This window comes from Streptomyces sp. NPDC026206 (assembly GCF_040638465.1).
Classification (GTDB): domain Bacteria; phylum Actinomycetota; class Actinomycetes; order Streptomycetales; family Streptomycetaceae; genus Streptomyces.
On record NZ_JBEZYL010000015.1, the window covers coordinates 131484 to 146824 of the forward strand.

A 15341-nucleotide genomic window follows, 5' to 3' on the forward strand; every position below is an offset into this window, starting at 1 on the left:
GCGTGGGTACCTCTGTACGGGGAAGGGCCGTCTCCCCCGCTACGGGCTCGGGGAGACGGCCCTGGCACGGGAGCCGTAGTTCCCAGGCCCTGGCACGGGAGCCGTAGTTCCCGGTGGCTGCTTGGCCGTGAGGTGGATGCCGCCCTTTAGTGCGCGGTGTGTGCCGCGTCGAGGAGGCGACGCAGGCGCAGGCTGTTCGGGGCGACGGCGGTGGCCAGCGCGGCAGGGCCGGCAAGTGGTGCCAGCACGCCCTGGCCGTCTTCCGGAGCGTCGCCGAGTAGGTGGATGGCGGGAGGCTTGTCCTCGAAGGCCGGGTCGACGAGGAGGAGTTGCCCGGTCGCGCGGTGGCCGGCGAGGACGGCCGGGCTGTCCCAGCCGGGTGTGTCCGGGCCGTATTCGGCCTGTTGGTCCAGCAGGGTGCGCCCGCCGCGTCGGACGGTCAGGCGGGTGGTCACATGGCCCGGGGGCTCGCCGGTGCGCCCGAGGATTTGTTCCTCGCGCAGGACGAGCCGTGCGGTGGGGGCGAGGTCGACGGTCCAGCTCTGGCGCAGATTGCTGCCGGCCGCGCAGATCAGCGGTTGGGGCAGCCAGTGGAGCTGCGCCTGTTCTTCTACGGTCAGGTGCACGTCGTAGGTGGCGTGTTCGGGGGTCGGGCCCCGCAGGGCGAGGGTCGCGGCGGCGGAGGTGACGTGCAGCGCGGCGCCGCGCTGGGCGATGGCTTCGATCCGCAGCCGGTCGCCGCCGAGCGGGGCGATCATGGCGCCGATGATGCACACCCGCGCCTGGCTGCCGTGCGGGCGCAGGCCCCGCAGGTCGAAGGGTCCGTCGCTGCTGAGGACGGGCAGGATGGTGGTGTCGCCCCGGGCGGCTGCCACGACGCGGGCGGTGGCATGCACGCCTGCGGCGGCCTGCTGGGGGGCGGATGGGGTGTGCCCGGTGGCGAGGATCATGCGGGGACCGTGGACCAGTCGGTGAGGCGTGCGCGGACCCAGTCGGCGACCGGCTGGACGCCGTCCTCGGTCTTGAGGGTGGTGAAGGCGACGGGGAGCCGGCCGCGCTGGGCCTTGGCGTCGCGGGCCATGTTCTCCAGGTCGGAGCCGACGTACGGGGCGAGGTCGGTCTTGTTGATGACGAGGAGGTCGGCGGTGGTGACGCCGGGGCCGCCCTTGCGGGGGATGTCGTCGCCGCCGGCCACGTCGATGATGAAGATCTGGTGGTCGACCAGGCCCCTGGAGAAGGTGGCGGTGAGGTTGTCGCCGCCGGACTCCACGAGGACCAGGTCGAGGCCGCCGCCGATGGTGTCCTGGAGGTCCTCGACGGCTTCGAGGTTGGCGGAGATGTCGTCGCGGATGGCGGTGTGCGGGCACGCGCCGGTCTCCACCGCGGCGATCCGCTCGGGCGGCAGTACCGCCTCGCGGAGCAGGAATTCGGCGTCCTCGCGGGTGTAGATGTCGTTGGTGACCACCGCGATGGACAGCTCGTCGCGCAGCGCTCGGCACAGGGCGGCGACGGTGGCGGTCTTGCCCGAGCCGACCGGCCCGCCCAGGCCGATGCGCAGGGCACGCCGGGTGCCGTCCGGGAGCTGGGGATCGGCACTGTGGGTGTGGCGCTGGGGATACGTCTCCGCGTGGTCGAGGTGCATCAAGGCTCAGTTCTCTCGCAGTGTTACGTGATGGTCGTCAGTGTGGTGGCGGTCAGGAGGCGAACAGGCGTACCGGCCAGGCCGCGTGCTGCTGCGCGGTGATGTCCAGCAGCGGCGCGCCGGCGGCGGGCAGCGCACTGATCCCCTCCTCGGGGACGCGTTCGGCAGCGGCGGTGGCCGCGGCGGCCACCTGGTCGAGGTCGCCGGCGAGGCGGGCGAGGACCGCGGTGGCATCGAAGGGGTCCAGGCTCAGCAGCCGGACCACCGCCGTGGCCGGCCCGCTGACCGTTTCGTACGCCACCGCATACGCGGCATCCAGCGGTGCCAGCCCGGCCGACCGCGCCGCAAGCCCCAGCACAACCGGCTGGTGCGCGCCCCGCGGGCGGCTGGCGGCCAGCGCATCCAGCTCGGCCGAGGGCCACGTCGCGCGGGCGGCCCGCATCATCTGCCGCCCCAGCCTGCGGGCCGTCTCCCGCAGCGCCGGCACCGGTGTACGGGCATCAGCAGCCTCCTCCAGCACCAGCGGATCGTGACCCGCGGCGGCCGCGGCGGCCAACGCCGCCGCGACCAGGCCCGCGGTATGCAGCCGCCCCCGGCAGAAACCCTCCAACGAGCGGGCATCCCGGATACGGCCCGCGGCCACGGCCGGTTCGGCTCCACCGGAGTGCGCGTGCCCTCCGGCGGGGAACCGGCCATCGGCCAGGACGAACAGCGCAGCGCGATTCATCTTCCGCACGTCACCCTTTCCTCACTCCTCTACGGCGCACCGTTCACCGCTCGCCTTCCGCGCCACGCCGTGGCCCTCTTCCGGGACGTCAGCAACCTTCAGAAAAGGAAGTACCGCTGCGCCATGGGCAGCCGTTCCGGAGGAGTCGGAGGAGAAGGAGGAACGATCGGATGGAGCGGAGGGTTATAGGGATTGTTCCGGTCATCCGGTTCGAAGGGATGGGGACGCTGGTATTCCGGAAAATCCCGATGGCCCGGATGGATCTCACTCTCTTTGGTCCGATCGACCTGGTAGATGTCGTCAAGGCCTGGGACGTCCGTCTCCACGTCCACCACCCCCGCGCCGCCGACGGCCACATTGAACGTGTCGGGGCCGACCTCGACCGTGGGTCGGAGCGTGTTCTCCTCCATGCGGTCCTTGCCGACGCCGCGTGTGTTCGTGATGGCCATGAACTTCTTGCCCAGCTTCAGGCGCTTCTCCAGCCCGTCGATGGCCCGTTTGTTCACGAAGTTGAACGAGGTGGAGCGGGGCGCCAGGCCCGTGGCGCCCCACACGGCGCGGGGCAGGACCGGCTGCGGGGTGGTGATGGAGGCGTTGGCGTCGCCCAGCTGCGCGTAGACGATCTGCCCGCCCTTGATGACCCGATGCGGCTTGACCCCGAAGAACTTCGGCTCCCACAGCACCAGGTCGGCCAGTTTGCGGGTCTTCACGGACCCGATGTACTTATCGATGCCGTGGGCGATCGCCGGGTTGACCGTGTACTTCGCGACGTACCGCCGGGCACGGTGGTTGTCGGCCTCCTTGGCGCCCGCCGGCAGGTTGTCCTTGTCCTCCTGCAGACGGCCCCGGCGAACGCTCATGACGTGCGCGGTCTGCCAGGTGCGTGTGATCATCTCGCCGATGCGGCCCATGGCGTGGGAGTCCGACGACATGATCGAGATGGCGCCCAGGTCGTGCAGGAGGTCCTCGGCGGCCATCGTGGAGGGCCGGATCCGCGACTCCGCGAAGGCCGCATCCTCCGGGATCTCCGGACTGAGGTGATGGGCGATCATCAGCATGTCGGGGTGTTCCGCGACCGTGTTGACGGTCAGCGGCCGGGTGGGATTGGTGGAGGCAGGCAGCGCCTTCTTCTCGAACACCATCTTGATCATGTCGGGGGCGTGGCCGCCGCCCGCGCCCTCGACATGGAAGACGTGGACGGAATGGTCCTTGATTTTGGCCCGGGTGGATTCGAAGAATCCTGCTTCGTTCAGCGAGTCGGCATGCAGCGCGAGCTGGACGTCGACCCCCGTCTCCGCGCAGACCTCCAGGCATGCCTGGAGGACGGCCGGGGTGGCTCCCCAGTCCTCGTGGATCTTGAAGCCGATGACGCCGGCGTTCAGCTGGTGGTACATGGACTTCTTGGACATGGTGGAGCCCTTGCCGAGCAGTCCGATGTTGACCGGGAAGGCGTCCAGCGCCTCGAACATCCGGGCGAGGTGCCAGGCGCCGGGCGTGACGGTGGTGGAGGTGCTGCCGTCCGCCGGCCCCGTACCGCCGCCGATGAGCGTGGTGACACCCGACGACAGCGCCTCGCCGACCTGCTCGGGGCACGTGAAGTGGACGTGCGTGTCGACCCCGCCGGCGGTGAGGATCTTGCCGTTGCCCGAGATGACCTCCGTCTCCGGCCCGATGACGAAATCCGTGGGGACGGGACGACCGTCGACGGAAGTGGCATTGCGGTGGATGGGCTTCATGGTCTCGGGGTTGTAAGCCTTGCCGAGTGCGCTGATGTAGCCGTCGCGGATGGCCACATCGGCCTTGACGATGCCCCAGTGGTCCAGGATGACGGCGCCGGTGATCACAGTGTCGGGAGGATCGGTCACGTCGACGGTGGGAGGATCGATCGCGCCGGTGTCGGGACTACAGGACGCGTGAGCTTTGTAGCGCCCCCGCTTGTCGCACTGGTCGCGCGGCTCGATGGACTGTCCCATCGACTCACGGATCACCTTCCCGCCGCCGAAGATCATCTCGCTGCCGCTGCGGCCGGGACCACCGGACCAGTCGTCATCGATCCGGATCCACAGCTCTGTGTCGGCGAGGCGGATACGGTCATGGAGCGTCGGGCCGAACCGGTCCGCGTACTTGTCGCGCGTCAGCGCTTCGAAGACTTCGGGATCAGACACCCGGACCGCCTCCCGCCCGTGCCGGATGACGCTGGGGGGATCGGCCGGCCGTCGGTCTCTTGGCGCAGGCCGTGGACCTGACGTTTGCCCTCGAGGGGCACTAGCTGCACTTTTACGGGCATGCCGGGTTCGAAGCGAACGGCGCCGCCGGCCGGGACGTTGAGACGCATGCCCAGGGCGGGCTTGCGGTCCGGGAACTTCACGCGGTTGTCGGCATCGCGGAACGTCAGCGCGGGGTTGGCCTCGTAGAAGTGGTAGTGGGAACCGACCTGGATGGGACGGTTGTTCCGGTCGTCGTTGGTGACCGTCAGCTCGATGACGTCGTGCTTGAGATGCTCGTTGTGGTGCACCTTCCCGTCGCTGCCCTGCGTGGCGTAATCCACTTCGCCCGGGATGACGGGTTGGACCGTGATTTTTTCCTCCTTGAAGATGGGGTTGCGGATGGTGACGAGCTTTGTGCCGTCGGGGAAGGTGGCTTCCACCTGCACGAAATCGACCATGCGGGAGACGCCCGTCATGACCTCCACATCCTGCAGCTCCGTCTTTCCGTGTTCCATCAGATGGGCGACGGTCTTGCCTTCCCGGGCCCCCTCAAGGACATACGCACTCAGCAGTGCCACTACCTCGGCATAGTTGAGCGCCAGCGGCGGCTTCCGTTCCAGGCGCTTCCTGGCGACGTCCGCCGCCACATGGATCATCAGGCGCTCTTGTTCATGTGCAGTCAGATGCATAGCTTCACCCTGCGTTTGCCTTCCCCCAGAGCTACTGCGCTGAGGCTCTTGAGCTGGGAGCTAGGGCATGCGCCATCGGCGCAGCACAGTGTCCGCGGCCATCGGCCCCAATCCTTACGAGAGCATCGTGATCACGTCGGCAGCTCCGGAAACGGCGTACGGCCCGCCCCCGCACGCATGAGTGAATCGGGCCGCCACATGGGCGACAGCCTGGCGCGGGGCGGAACGGCCCCGGGGTGATGTTCAGATGAGGATGTGTGCCGCAGGGTGACGGTGAAGGCATCGACGGCCTGCAGTCCCGGCTCGGCAACGCGGCCGGTCAGGGGCACGGGCCTCCTCCGCACGGACTCCGCACCGACTCCCCACGGACTCCGCGTGAAAGGGTCCGGGCAGTGCTGTCAGTGGTGGCTGGGAAGATCCCGGCATGAGCAATCCGACTGCCGCCATCACCGACTACTGGGACGCCGCCGCGCCGGCGTTCGACGACGAGCCGGACCACGGGCTCAGGGCGGCGCACACGCGCGCCGCATGGGCCCGGCTCCTGCGCACCTGGATTCCCACCGGCCCGGCCGACGTCCTCGACGTCGGCTGCGGCACGGGGTCCCTGTCGTTGCTGCTGGCCGAAGCGGGGCACCGGGTCACCGGTGTGGACCTGGCCCCGCGGATGATCGAACAGGCCGAGTCCAAGCTGACGACCTCGGGCCTGCCCGGCCGCTTCCTGATCGGCGACGCGGCGGAGCCGCCGACGGGTGAGGAGCGATTCGACGTCCTGCTGTCCAGACACCTCTTGTGGACCCTGCCCGACCCCGGGGCCGCCTTGCACGAGTGGGTCACCCGACTGCGTCCAGGAGGCCGGCTGGTCCTGATCGAGGGACGGTGGCGGGAATCCGGTCAGAGCGGCGTGCCGTACGTAGCCGGAGCCGAGTCGCTGCCGTGGCACCGCGGCATCGGCGCGGACGACTTGGCCGCCGCCGTACGCCCCCTCGTCACCGGTCTGCGCGTCGAGCCGCTCAGCGGCGACGCCGACCTGTGGGGCGGCCCGGTGGCCGACGAGCGCTACGCCCTCGTCGCCCAGGTCTGAAGCGCCGGTAGAGCAGGGATACGGACGGGCCCCCGGTCCAGGGGTAGACCGGGGGCCGCCGAGGGGTGTCCGAGGGGAGCGGACTACCCGAACGGAACACCATTGGGGCGACGAGGAGGGTGTCGTCCCTGGGCGTTCGTCCACGTTGGCGCCCGGAGGCTCGCCGTCGCGAGCGCTGTACCGGTTCCAGCCCGTGAGGGCCCGGGTGCCACTTGCAGTAAATATATATACCGCCAAGTAAGCAAGGGTATGAAAATTTTCATGCGGGCACAGGCCCAAAAATCTGGAGCGCTGACCGGCCGAAGCCGGGGCCAGGGACCGGCCCGGGTCAGTGCTCGAGGAAGAAGTCGTGGTGCTCCGCCGCCTGCTCGTACTTCTCCAGCCGGAGCTGTGTGCGCCCGGGGTCGGCGTCGGCCATGGCCTGGAGGATGGCCGCCGACAGGACGCCCGGTGCGGCGTACGAGTCGAAGACGAGGCGTGAGCCGGTGCCGGCGGTGAGCGCCACGTCGGCCTCCTCGACGAGTGGCCCGAGCGTCTGGTCGGTGATCAGCGCGATGCGCAGCCCCGTGCTGTGCGCGGCCCGCATCGCCGCCAGGGTCTCCTTGGCGTGCCTGGGCATCGCGAACGCCAGCACCCACGTGCCGCCCGCCTCCCGCGACTGGAGCAGCGCGTCGTAGGCCACGCTGCCGCCGCGGGACACCAGGCGCACGTCGGGATGGATCCGCTTCGCCGCATAGGCGAAGTACTCCGCCAAGGAGACGGAGATCCGCAGGCCCAGCACGGTCAGCGGAACCGACCTGGCCAGTTCGCGGCCGATGTCGAGCACGCGGTCGGTGTCGGCGAACACCCGGCGCAGGTTCTCCAGGTTCGCGATCTCCGCATCGACCGCCGCCTGCAGCTCGTTGCGGCGGTTCTCCTCCCGCGTGTCCGGGGAGCCGGCGACCGCGCTCAGGGCGATGGGCTGGAGCGCCTCCCGGAGCGCGGGATAGCCGCTGAAGCCCAGGGAGGAGGCGAAGCGGGTCACCGAGGGCTGGCTCACGCCCACGCGGTCCGCGAGGTCCGTGATCGACAGGAACGCGGCCTCGGTGAGGTGATCGGTGATGTACTGCGCGATGCGCCGTTGCCCGGGGGAAAGCCGGTGGCCGCCGAACAGGGCGCGAACCTTGTCCGCGGGGGGCGGCTCCGCCTCCGGAGACCGTCGTCCGGGTGTGATCGCAGACGCCTGCGCGCGTGCCTGTTGCCCTGATGGCACCGGTGCGCCTCCTTGTAGTCCCTCTCCCGCTCAACATAGCCCACGCGCTGTGGCCGCCAGGGGCGGACTCCGGCCACGGTGCCGTGGCCATGGGCCGCTTTAAGGCCGGACCCGGGCGGAACGCGGGATCGGGCGCGTCAGCCGGCCATGTGCCAGCTGGGGGTTCCCTGTGCGGCGGCGAGCACGGCCAGCAGAATCAGGTCGGCGCAGCCGAGGGTGCAGCCCAGGAGGGCGCGGGGGCGGCGGTCTGTGCCACGCGCGAGGGCGGTGGCTCCCAGGACGAGGGCACAGGGGCCGAGGACGACGTTGAAGACGAGGAGTCCGACCAGCCCTGCCACGAAGGAGGCCACCGCCATGAGGTCGGCGTCCTTGCGGGGGCCGTCCGTGCGGGGGCCGTCCGTGCGGCGGTGTACGGTCGTCGTGGTGCCGGGAGGGCGGTGGTCGGTGTCGCGGGGGCCGGTGTCACGGCGGTCGGTCGTACGGGGTTCTGCCGAAGGGTTACCGGTCGTAGGGGCGTCGGTACGTTCACGGCTGTGCGCCGTCGTGGTGGCAGGGGGATTCATCGGTCCTCCATCCCGGCCGGTGCGTGGTTCGGTCGGTGGGCTGCCGCTCGGTGTGACGTGCGGTCAGTGGTCGCGCCGGCGCGTGCGGCGCTCGCGCTCGCGCTCGGCGAAGACGAGCAGCCAGGCGGCGACCACTGCCGCCGCGAGGAGGCTCACTGCCGGCGGGATGTGCGCGACGGTGCCCGACAGGAGGCCCAGAAGAAGGAGAGCGGCGACGAGGAACACCATGTCGTTATATCTCCTTTCGCATGGCTTCCGTCATCATCTCTTCTCTGCGTCGTCTGCCCCTCACCGGATGATGAAAACGATGAACCGGTGAAACGGGGACACGATGAACCGGTGAGGACACCGCCCCGTTCAGCGGACCTGTATGCCGATGACGCAGGTGTCGTCGTCGGTGTCGGAGTCGCTGCGGGCCAGCAGGTCGTCCAGGCGTTGCTCGAGGGAGCCGGTGGCGCGGTCACCGGTGGCGAAGAGCTCCCTTTGGGAGTCCTGCAAGGAGCGGTCCCTGCACTCGATGAGCCCGTCGGTGTACATGACCAGGACGTCGTCCGTCCGCAGCCGGAGCCTGCCCTCCTCGTAGCGCGTCTCGGGCACGGCGCCCAGGAGGAGCCCCTTGACGAGCGGGAGCACGTCGGCGCTACCGCTGCGGATGAGCACAGGGGGCAGGTGACCGGCCCTCGCCCAGCTCAGTTCGCGGGTCACGGGGTCGTAAAGACCGCAGACGGCCGTGGCGGTCACCCGTTCGGTGAGGTGGAAGGTGACCACGTTCAGCCAGGCCAGCAGCTGGGCGGGGCCGGCTCCGGTGGCGGCCAGGCCCCGCAGGGCGTTGCGCAGGACGACCATGTCGGTCGCCGCGTCGATGCCGTGCCCGGCGACGTCACCGACGCACAGCAGGACCCGGCCCGTGGGCAGGGTGACGACGTCGTACCAGTCGCCTCCCACGAGGTGGTCCTTCTCGGCGGGCCGGTAGCGCACGACGATGCGCAGGTGCGGGGTGTCCATGGGGCCGCGCGCGGGGGGCATGATGGCGTGCTGCAGCTGCAGTGCCAGGCGGTTCCGCTCGTCGGCCCGCTGTTCGGTGTGGGCGAGCTGGTCCCGGGTGGCGGCCAGCGCGACCTCGGTCCAGTGCTGGGCGGAGATGTCCTGGTAGGCGCCGCGGACCGCGAGCAGCCGGCCGCCCGCGTCCAGGACGGGCTCGCCGACGACGCGGATGTGGCGGGCGATGCCGTCGGGCCTCTGCAGCCGGAAGCCGGTGGACGCGGGGCGGCGATGGTGCAGCAGGGTGCGCAGGAAGCGGCTGATGGTCGCCGAGTCGTCGGGGTGGGCGAAGGCCGGCAGCCGCCGGAGGGGGACGGGTGCGGCGGTGGGCGGCAGGCCGTAGAAGGCGAACAGCTGCCGGCTCCAGGCGATCTCGCCGGTCACGGCGTTCTCCTCGAAGCCGCCGATGCGGCCGAGGCGTTGGGCGTGCTGGAGCAGGTTCGCCAGCCGCACGGCCTCGTCCTCGACGCGCCAGATGAGCAGCAGGCTCTCGCCGTGGCGGCTGATGCTGATGTCGGCGAGGGCGGTGACCGGAATCTGGTTGTCGACGACGGCGGTGAGGGGGATGCGTTCGGCCCGGAAGGGTTCCCCCGTGGCGTGGACGCGCTCGATCTTGTGGAACAGCCCGTCGTCACCCGCCGCCATGGGGTAGGCCTCCAGCAGCAGGGCTCCGGTGACCGCGCTGCCCGGGCGCCCGACGGGGTCGGCGAAGTGACGGTTGACGTGATGGATGCGGAAGTCGCAGAGCTTTCCGTGGCTGTCCAGATGCGGCAGCAGGACGACGGCGGGGTCGCGGATGCCGTCCGAGAGGCCGACGAGCTCGTCGGCACCGCCGCCGGCGCGGGGCGACGGCAGGGCCGTGCAGGCTCCGGCCACCGCGGGGGAGGCATGCTCCAGGGTGTGCGCGCAGAGCTCGGCGAGGGCTTCGAGCTGGCGCCGGATCTGCGGGGACTGCGGCGACTGGGGGCCCGGCCAGCAGATTTCCAGCACGCCGAGGATACGCCCGCCGGCCTCCGCGGGAACGGCCGCACGGCCGCCCTCGGGAAATTCACGGTGTCCGACGGACGGCAGGCACGTGTCCTTCAGGGCCGCGAGGAACACCGAGCGCCGCTCGGCGAGAGCCCGCCGGGCGGGGGTCGCCACGCCCGGCGGAACGTAGTGCCAGCGGGCCGCTTCCTCCTGCGAGAACCCGGCGCATCCGGCCAGGGCGAGGGAGGCGTCGGTCCGCGCGGCCCAGATGGCCACGGCCACCGCGCCCAGCGGCGCGAGGGCGTGTGCCAGGAGCGATTCGGCGACCGCCTGGGTGTCGTTCGCGGCCAGCACGCCGCTTTCGGCGGTGCGCAGCCGGACCGCCACGGAGGCGGCGTCCGCCGCGGGCGGGCGGCCGCCCGCGGGGGACGCCCCCACACTGGCGACGAAGTGCTCCGTCACTTCGGCGAGGCGGTCGTGGGCGGCCTGGCTGACGATGTCGGCGGCCAGTTCCAGCCGCGTGAGACCGGCCCGGTCGGAGAGAGCGATCAGTTGCCGGTCGGCGTGTGCGGGGCCGCAGCGCAGGCGTTCGACGAGGATGCCCTTGGCCATTTCGATCAGGGCGCGGCCGTCGGCGGCCGCGTGCGCCTCCTGTACTTCCCGGCGCAGGCGCTCGACGGTGCCGGCCAGCCTGCCCAGGGGGGAGGCCGCGGCGCCGGCGCCGTCCGGCTGCGCCTCTTCGTCGCCCTCCGCCGCTTCGCTGTCGCGGTCGCGGCGTTCGGACTGTCGGGGGGTGCCCACGTGGTTGCTCCTCGGTCGTGGCGACGGTGCCGGCCCCGGGACGCACGGAACCCCGGGGGCGCGAAGGGCCTACAGGTTCAGTGAGCGGTGGATGCAGGCGATGAGGTCGTTGGCGTCGAGGGGCTTGGTGATGTAGGCGCTGGCCCCGGCAGCCAGGCTCTTCTCCTGGTCGCCCGGCATGGCCTTGGCCGTGACGGCGATGATTGGCAGGTCCGCGTAGTGCGGCATCGCCCGGATGGTGGCCGTGGCCGTGTAGCCGTCCATCTCCGGCATCATCACGTCCATGAGGATCAGGTCGGTCTCCGGGTGCCTGGTCAGGGTCTCGATGCCCATGCGGCCGTTCTCCGCGTGCAGCACCCGCATTCCCTGGAGTTCGAGGATGCCGGTGAGCGCGTAGACGTTGCGGGTGTCGTCGTCGACGACGAGCACGGTACGGCCCGCCAGCGCGCCGCCGCGCTCGAGGGGGTCGCTCTGCCGTGAGCTGTCCGGGCGGACCAGGGGCAGGACGTCGCCCGGTGCGTCGGCGGACAGGTGCAGGGCGATGCGCTCGCGCAACTCGTCGAGGCTGGAGAGCAGTTCGACCGGCCGGTGCGCGGCGTGTTCCTGCAGGGCCTGTTCCTGGGCGGCGTCCAGGCGCCGGCTGTTGTGCGCCAGGACGGGGACGCTGCGCAGCGCGGGGTCGCCGTCCATGGCTTCCAGCAGGCGCATGGCCGCCCCTGCGGACATGCTGACCTCCAGCACCACGCAGTGGCACGGCTCGGCGGCGAGCAAGGCCACGGCTTCCTGTGCGTCGACGGCCGTGACGACCTCGGCCATGACGCCCGGCCCCGGCGAGTGCCGGCCGGCCGTGAGGTCGGCCACGGCGCTCTCGGCGACCAGGGACAGCAGTGCGCGCGGCCGTTCCTCCATCACCAGCAGTCGTCGTCGCGCGGGGACGAGCGGTGCGGTGAGGAGTGCCTGGTCGTCGGCGGCGTCCGCGCCGGCCTCGGGGCCGGTGCTCGGCGGGCCGGCGATCACCTCCGCGAAGTCCGCGCGGGCGACGGGAAGGAAGAGGGTGAAGGTGCTGCCGTTCCCGAGTGTGCTCTGTGCCGTGACGGCGCCGCCGAGGAGGTAGGCGATCTCGCGGCTGATGGAGAGCCCCAGACCGGTTCCGCCGTACTTGCGGCTGGTGGTGCCGTCGGCCTGCTGGAACGCGCCGAAGATGGTCTCCAGTTGCTGTTCGGCGATGCCGATGCCTGTGTCTTTCACCTGGAAGGCGATGGCGGGGCCGCCCCGGTGGACCGGCTCGGGCAGCTCGGCCTCGGTGACGGGTGTGATCAGGAGTTCGATGCTGCCCTCCTCGGTGAACTTGACCGCGTTGGACAGCAGGTTGCGCAGGACCTGCCGCAACCGGGAGTCGTCGGTGAGGAGTTCGGCCGGCAGCCCGGGGTGGGTGCTGATCCGGAAGTCCAGGCCCTTCTGGGCCGTCATGGGGCGGAAGGTGGCCTCGACGTAGTCCAGCAGATGGCGCAGGGAGACCGGCTCGGGCGTGATGTCCATCTTGCCGGCCTCGACCTTCGACAGGTCGAGGATGTCGTTGATCAGCTGCAGCAGGTCGGATCCCGCGGAGTGGATGATGCCGGCGTACTCGACCTGCTTGGGGGTGAGGTTCCGGGTGGGGTTCTGGGCGAGGAGCTGGGCGAGGATCAGCAGACTGTTGAGGGGGGTGCGCAGTTCGTGGCTCATGTTGGCCAGGAACTCCGATTTGTACTTGGAGGCCAGGGACAGCTGCTGGGCCCGTTCCTCCAGCTCCTGGCGGGCCTGCTCGATCTCCAGGTTCTTGTGCTCGATGTCGCTGTTCTGGGAGGCGAGCAGCGCCGCCTTCTCCTCCAGCTCGGCGTTGGACCGCTGCAGCTCCTCCTGCTGGACCTGCAGTTCCTCGGAGCGGGCCCGCAGCTCCGCCGCGAGCCGCTGGGACTCGGCGAGCAGCTCGTCGGTGCGGGCGTTGGCCAGGATGGTGTTGACGTTGACGCCGACGGTCTCCATCAGCTGGTCGAGGAAGTCGCGGTGCACCGGGGTGAACACGGACACCGACGCCAGTTCGATGACGCCCAGGACCTGGTCCTCGACCACGAGGGGCAGCACGATCAGGCCGGCCGGCTCGGCACGGCCCAGCCCCGAGCTGATGGTGACGTAACCGGCCGGGAGTCCGTCCACGGTGATGGTGCGCCGCCCCCGGGCGGCCTGGCCGACCAGCGAGCACCCCAGGGGGATGCAGGGCGGGCGATCGTCGCCGGCCGGGTAGCCGTAGGAGCCGATGAGCCTGAGGACCGTGCCGTCGTCGCCGTCCTCGGCGAGGTAGAACGCGCCGTACTGCGCGCCGACGAGGGGCGTCAGCTCGTCCATGATGAGCTCGGCCACCACCGCCAGGTCGCGGTGGCCCTGCATGAGGCCGGAGATGCGGGCCAGGTTGGACTTGAGCCAGTCCTGTTCCTGGTTGGCCCGGGTCGTCTCCCGCAGGGAGCCCACCATGGAGTTGATGTTGTCCTTGAGCTCGGCGACCTCGCCGGAGGCGTCGACGTTGATGGACCGGGTCAGGTCCCCCTCCGCCACGGCGCTGGCGACCTCGGCGATCGCCCGCACTTGGCGGGTGAGGTTCCCGGCCAGTTCGTTGACGTTCTCGGTCAGCCGCTTCCAGGTGCCGGAGACGCCCTCGACCTCCGCCTGGCCGCCGAGGCGGCCCTCGCTGCCGACCTCCCGGGCGACCCGGGTGACCTCGGCGGCGAAGGAGGACAGCTGGTCGACCATCGTGTTGATGGTGTTCTTCAGCTCAAGGATCTCGCCCCGGGCGTCCACGTCTATCTTCTTCGACAGGTCCCCCCTGGCGACGGCCGTGGTCACCTGGGCGATGTTGCGCACCTGGTTGGTCAGGTTGTTCGCCATCGAGTTGACGTGGTCGGTGAGGTCCTTCCAGGTGCCCGCGACGTTGGGCACCCTGGCCTGGCCGCCGAGGATGCCCTCGGTGCCCACCTCGCGCGCCACGCGGGTCACCTCGTCGGCGAACGCGGACAGGGTGTCCACCATGACGTTGATGACGCCGGCGAGCGCGGCGACCTCGCCCTTCGCCTCGACGGTGATCTTCTGGGAGAGGTCGCCGCGGGCGACGGCGGTGGCCACCTGGGCGATGGAGCGCACCTGCCCGGTCAGGTTGGAGGCCATGACGTTGACGTTGTCGGTCAGGTCCTTCCACGTGCCGGACACGCCGCGCACGGTCGCCTGACCGCCCAGGTTGCCCTCGGTGCCCACCTCACGGGCGACGCGGGTGACCTCGTCGGCGAACGCGGAGAGCTGGTCGACCATCGTGTTGATGGTCTCCTTCAGCTCCAGGATCTCGCCCCGGGCGTCCACCCGGATCTTCTGCGACAGGTCGCCCTGGGCGACGGCGGTGGCGACCTGGGCGATGGAGCGCACCTGCGCGGTGAGGTTGCCGGCCATGGAGTTCACCGAGTCGGTCAGGTCCCGCCAGGTGCCGGAGACGCCCTTGACGTCGGCCTGGCCGCCCAGGATGCCGTCGGTGCCCACCTCGCGGGCCATGCGCGTGACTTCGTCGCCGAAGGAGGAGAGCTGGCCGACCATCGTGTTGATGGTGTTCTTCAGCTCCAGGATCTCGCCCCGGGCGTCGACGGTGATCTTCTGTGACAGGTCGCCCTTGGCCACGGCCGTGGTGACCTGGGCGATGTTGCGCACCTGGTCGGTGAGGTTGCCGGCCATGAAGTTGACGGAGTCGGTGAGTTCGCGCCATGTCCCCGAGACGCCGGGCACTTGTGCCTGGCCGCCGAGCCGGCCCTCGCTGCCGACCTCCCGGGCCACCCGGGTGACCTCGGCGGCGAAGGAGGACAGCTGGCCGACCATCGTGTTGACGGTGTCCTTCAGCTCAAGGATCTCCCCCTGGGCGGCCACGTCGATCTTCTGCGACAGGTCGCCCTTGGCGACGGCGGTGGCCACCTGGGCGATGTCCCTGACCTGCGTGGTGAGGTTGCCCGCCATGGCGTTGACCGAGTCGGTGAGGTCCTTCCACGTCCCGGAGACGCCGGGCACCTGTGCCTGGCCGCCGAGCCGGCCCTCGCTGCCGACCTCCCGGGCCACCCGGGTGACCTCGGAGGTGAACAGAGACAGCTGGTCCACCATCCCGTTGAAGACAGTGGCTATCTCGCCGAGCAGGCCCTCCCCGCCGTCGGGCAGGCGGGTGCCGAAGTCACCGTCGCGTACCGCGGTCAGCCCTGCCAGCAATTGCCGCAGCTCCGGCTCCACCGCGTCGGCGGAACGGCGTGGCATTCTCCCGCGCGCCTTGGGCAGGGAACCGTCCAGCGTGCCGTCGCTCATGTACCGG

The 15341-nt window shown here is 70.6% G+C and carries 11 protein-coding genes; 1 reads left to right on the forward strand and 10 read right to left on the reverse strand.

Annotated features, from left to right (window positions below; translation table 11 throughout):
- Positions 1 to 146 precede the first annotated feature (146 nt).
- The 5 genes from AB0F13_RS21180 to AB0F13_RS21200 form a co-directional block, all read right to left on the reverse strand.
- Complete coding sequence (locus AB0F13_RS21180) at positions 147 to 950, reverse strand: urease accessory protein UreD (RefSeq protein ID WP_362084350.1); 804 nt, start codon at positions 948 to 950, stop codon at positions 147 to 149.
- Complete coding sequence (ureG, locus tag AB0F13_RS21185; protein ID WP_362084353.1) at positions 947 to 1642, reverse strand: urease accessory protein UreG; 696 nt, start codon at positions 1640 to 1642, stop codon at positions 947 to 949. The genes AB0F13_RS21180 and ureG overlap by 4 nt, the downstream gene beginning before the upstream one ends.
- 52 nt (positions 1643 to 1694) lie before the next feature.
- Positions 1695 to 2369, reverse strand: coding sequence for an urease accessory UreF family protein (locus tag AB0F13_RS21190; RefSeq protein ID WP_362084443.1), 675 nt, complete (start codon positions 2367 to 2369; stop codon positions 1695 to 1697).
- A gap of 98 nt (positions 2370 to 2467) precedes the next feature.
- Positions 2468 to 4534 carry an urease subunit alpha gene (ureC, locus tag AB0F13_RS21195; RefSeq protein WP_362084355.1) on the reverse strand — a complete coding sequence of 689 codons (2067 nt, stop codon included), beginning with the start codon at positions 4532 to 4534 and terminating at the stop codon, positions 2468 to 2470.
- On the reverse strand, positions 4504 to 5265 hold the full coding sequence (locus AB0F13_RS21200; RefSeq protein WP_362084358.1) for an urease subunit gamma: 762 nt from the start codon (positions 5263 to 5265) through the stop codon (positions 4504 to 4506). The genes ureC and AB0F13_RS21200 overlap by 31 nt, the downstream gene beginning before the upstream one ends.
- Positions 5266 to 5689: 424 nt before the next feature.
- Between AB0F13_RS21200 and AB0F13_RS21205 the strand changes: the two genes are divergently transcribed.
- A complete protein-coding gene (locus AB0F13_RS21205) occupies positions 5690 to 6346 on the forward strand; it encodes a class I SAM-dependent methyltransferase (protein WP_362084361.1) in 657 nt (218 codons plus the stop codon).
- 328 nt (positions 6347 to 6674) lie between these two features.
- Here the strand turns inward: AB0F13_RS21205 and AB0F13_RS21210 are convergent, their stop codons facing one another.
- From AB0F13_RS21210 to AB0F13_RS21230, 5 genes are all read right to left on the reverse strand, one after another.
- On the reverse strand, positions 6675 to 7598 hold the full coding sequence (locus AB0F13_RS21210) for a MurR/RpiR family transcriptional regulator (RefSeq protein ID WP_362084364.1): 924 nt from the start codon (positions 7596 to 7598) through the stop codon (positions 6675 to 6677).
- Positions 7599 to 7735: 137 nt separating this feature from the next.
- On the reverse strand, positions 7736 to 8161 hold the full coding sequence (locus AB0F13_RS21215; protein ID WP_362084367.1) for a DUF4190 domain-containing protein: 426 nt from the start codon (positions 8159 to 8161) through the stop codon (positions 7736 to 7738).
- A gap of 63 nt (positions 8162 to 8224) precedes the next feature.
- A complete protein-coding gene (locus AB0F13_RS21220) occupies positions 8225 to 8389 on the reverse strand; it encodes a hypothetical protein (RefSeq protein ID WP_362084369.1) in 165 nt (54 codons plus the stop codon).
- Between the two features lie 129 nt (positions 8390 to 8518).
- Positions 8519 to 10972: a SpoIIE family protein phosphatase gene (locus tag AB0F13_RS21225; protein ID WP_362084372.1), complete on the reverse strand. Its 2454-nt coding sequence runs from the start codon at positions 10970 to 10972 to the stop codon at positions 8519 to 8521.
- A gap of 69 nt (positions 10973 to 11041) precedes the next feature.
- Entirely contained in the window at positions 11042 to 15286 is a 4245-nt protein-coding gene (locus tag AB0F13_RS21230) for a HAMP domain-containing protein (RefSeq protein ID WP_362084446.1), read from the reverse strand.
- Positions 15287 to 15341 lie beyond the last annotated feature (55 nt).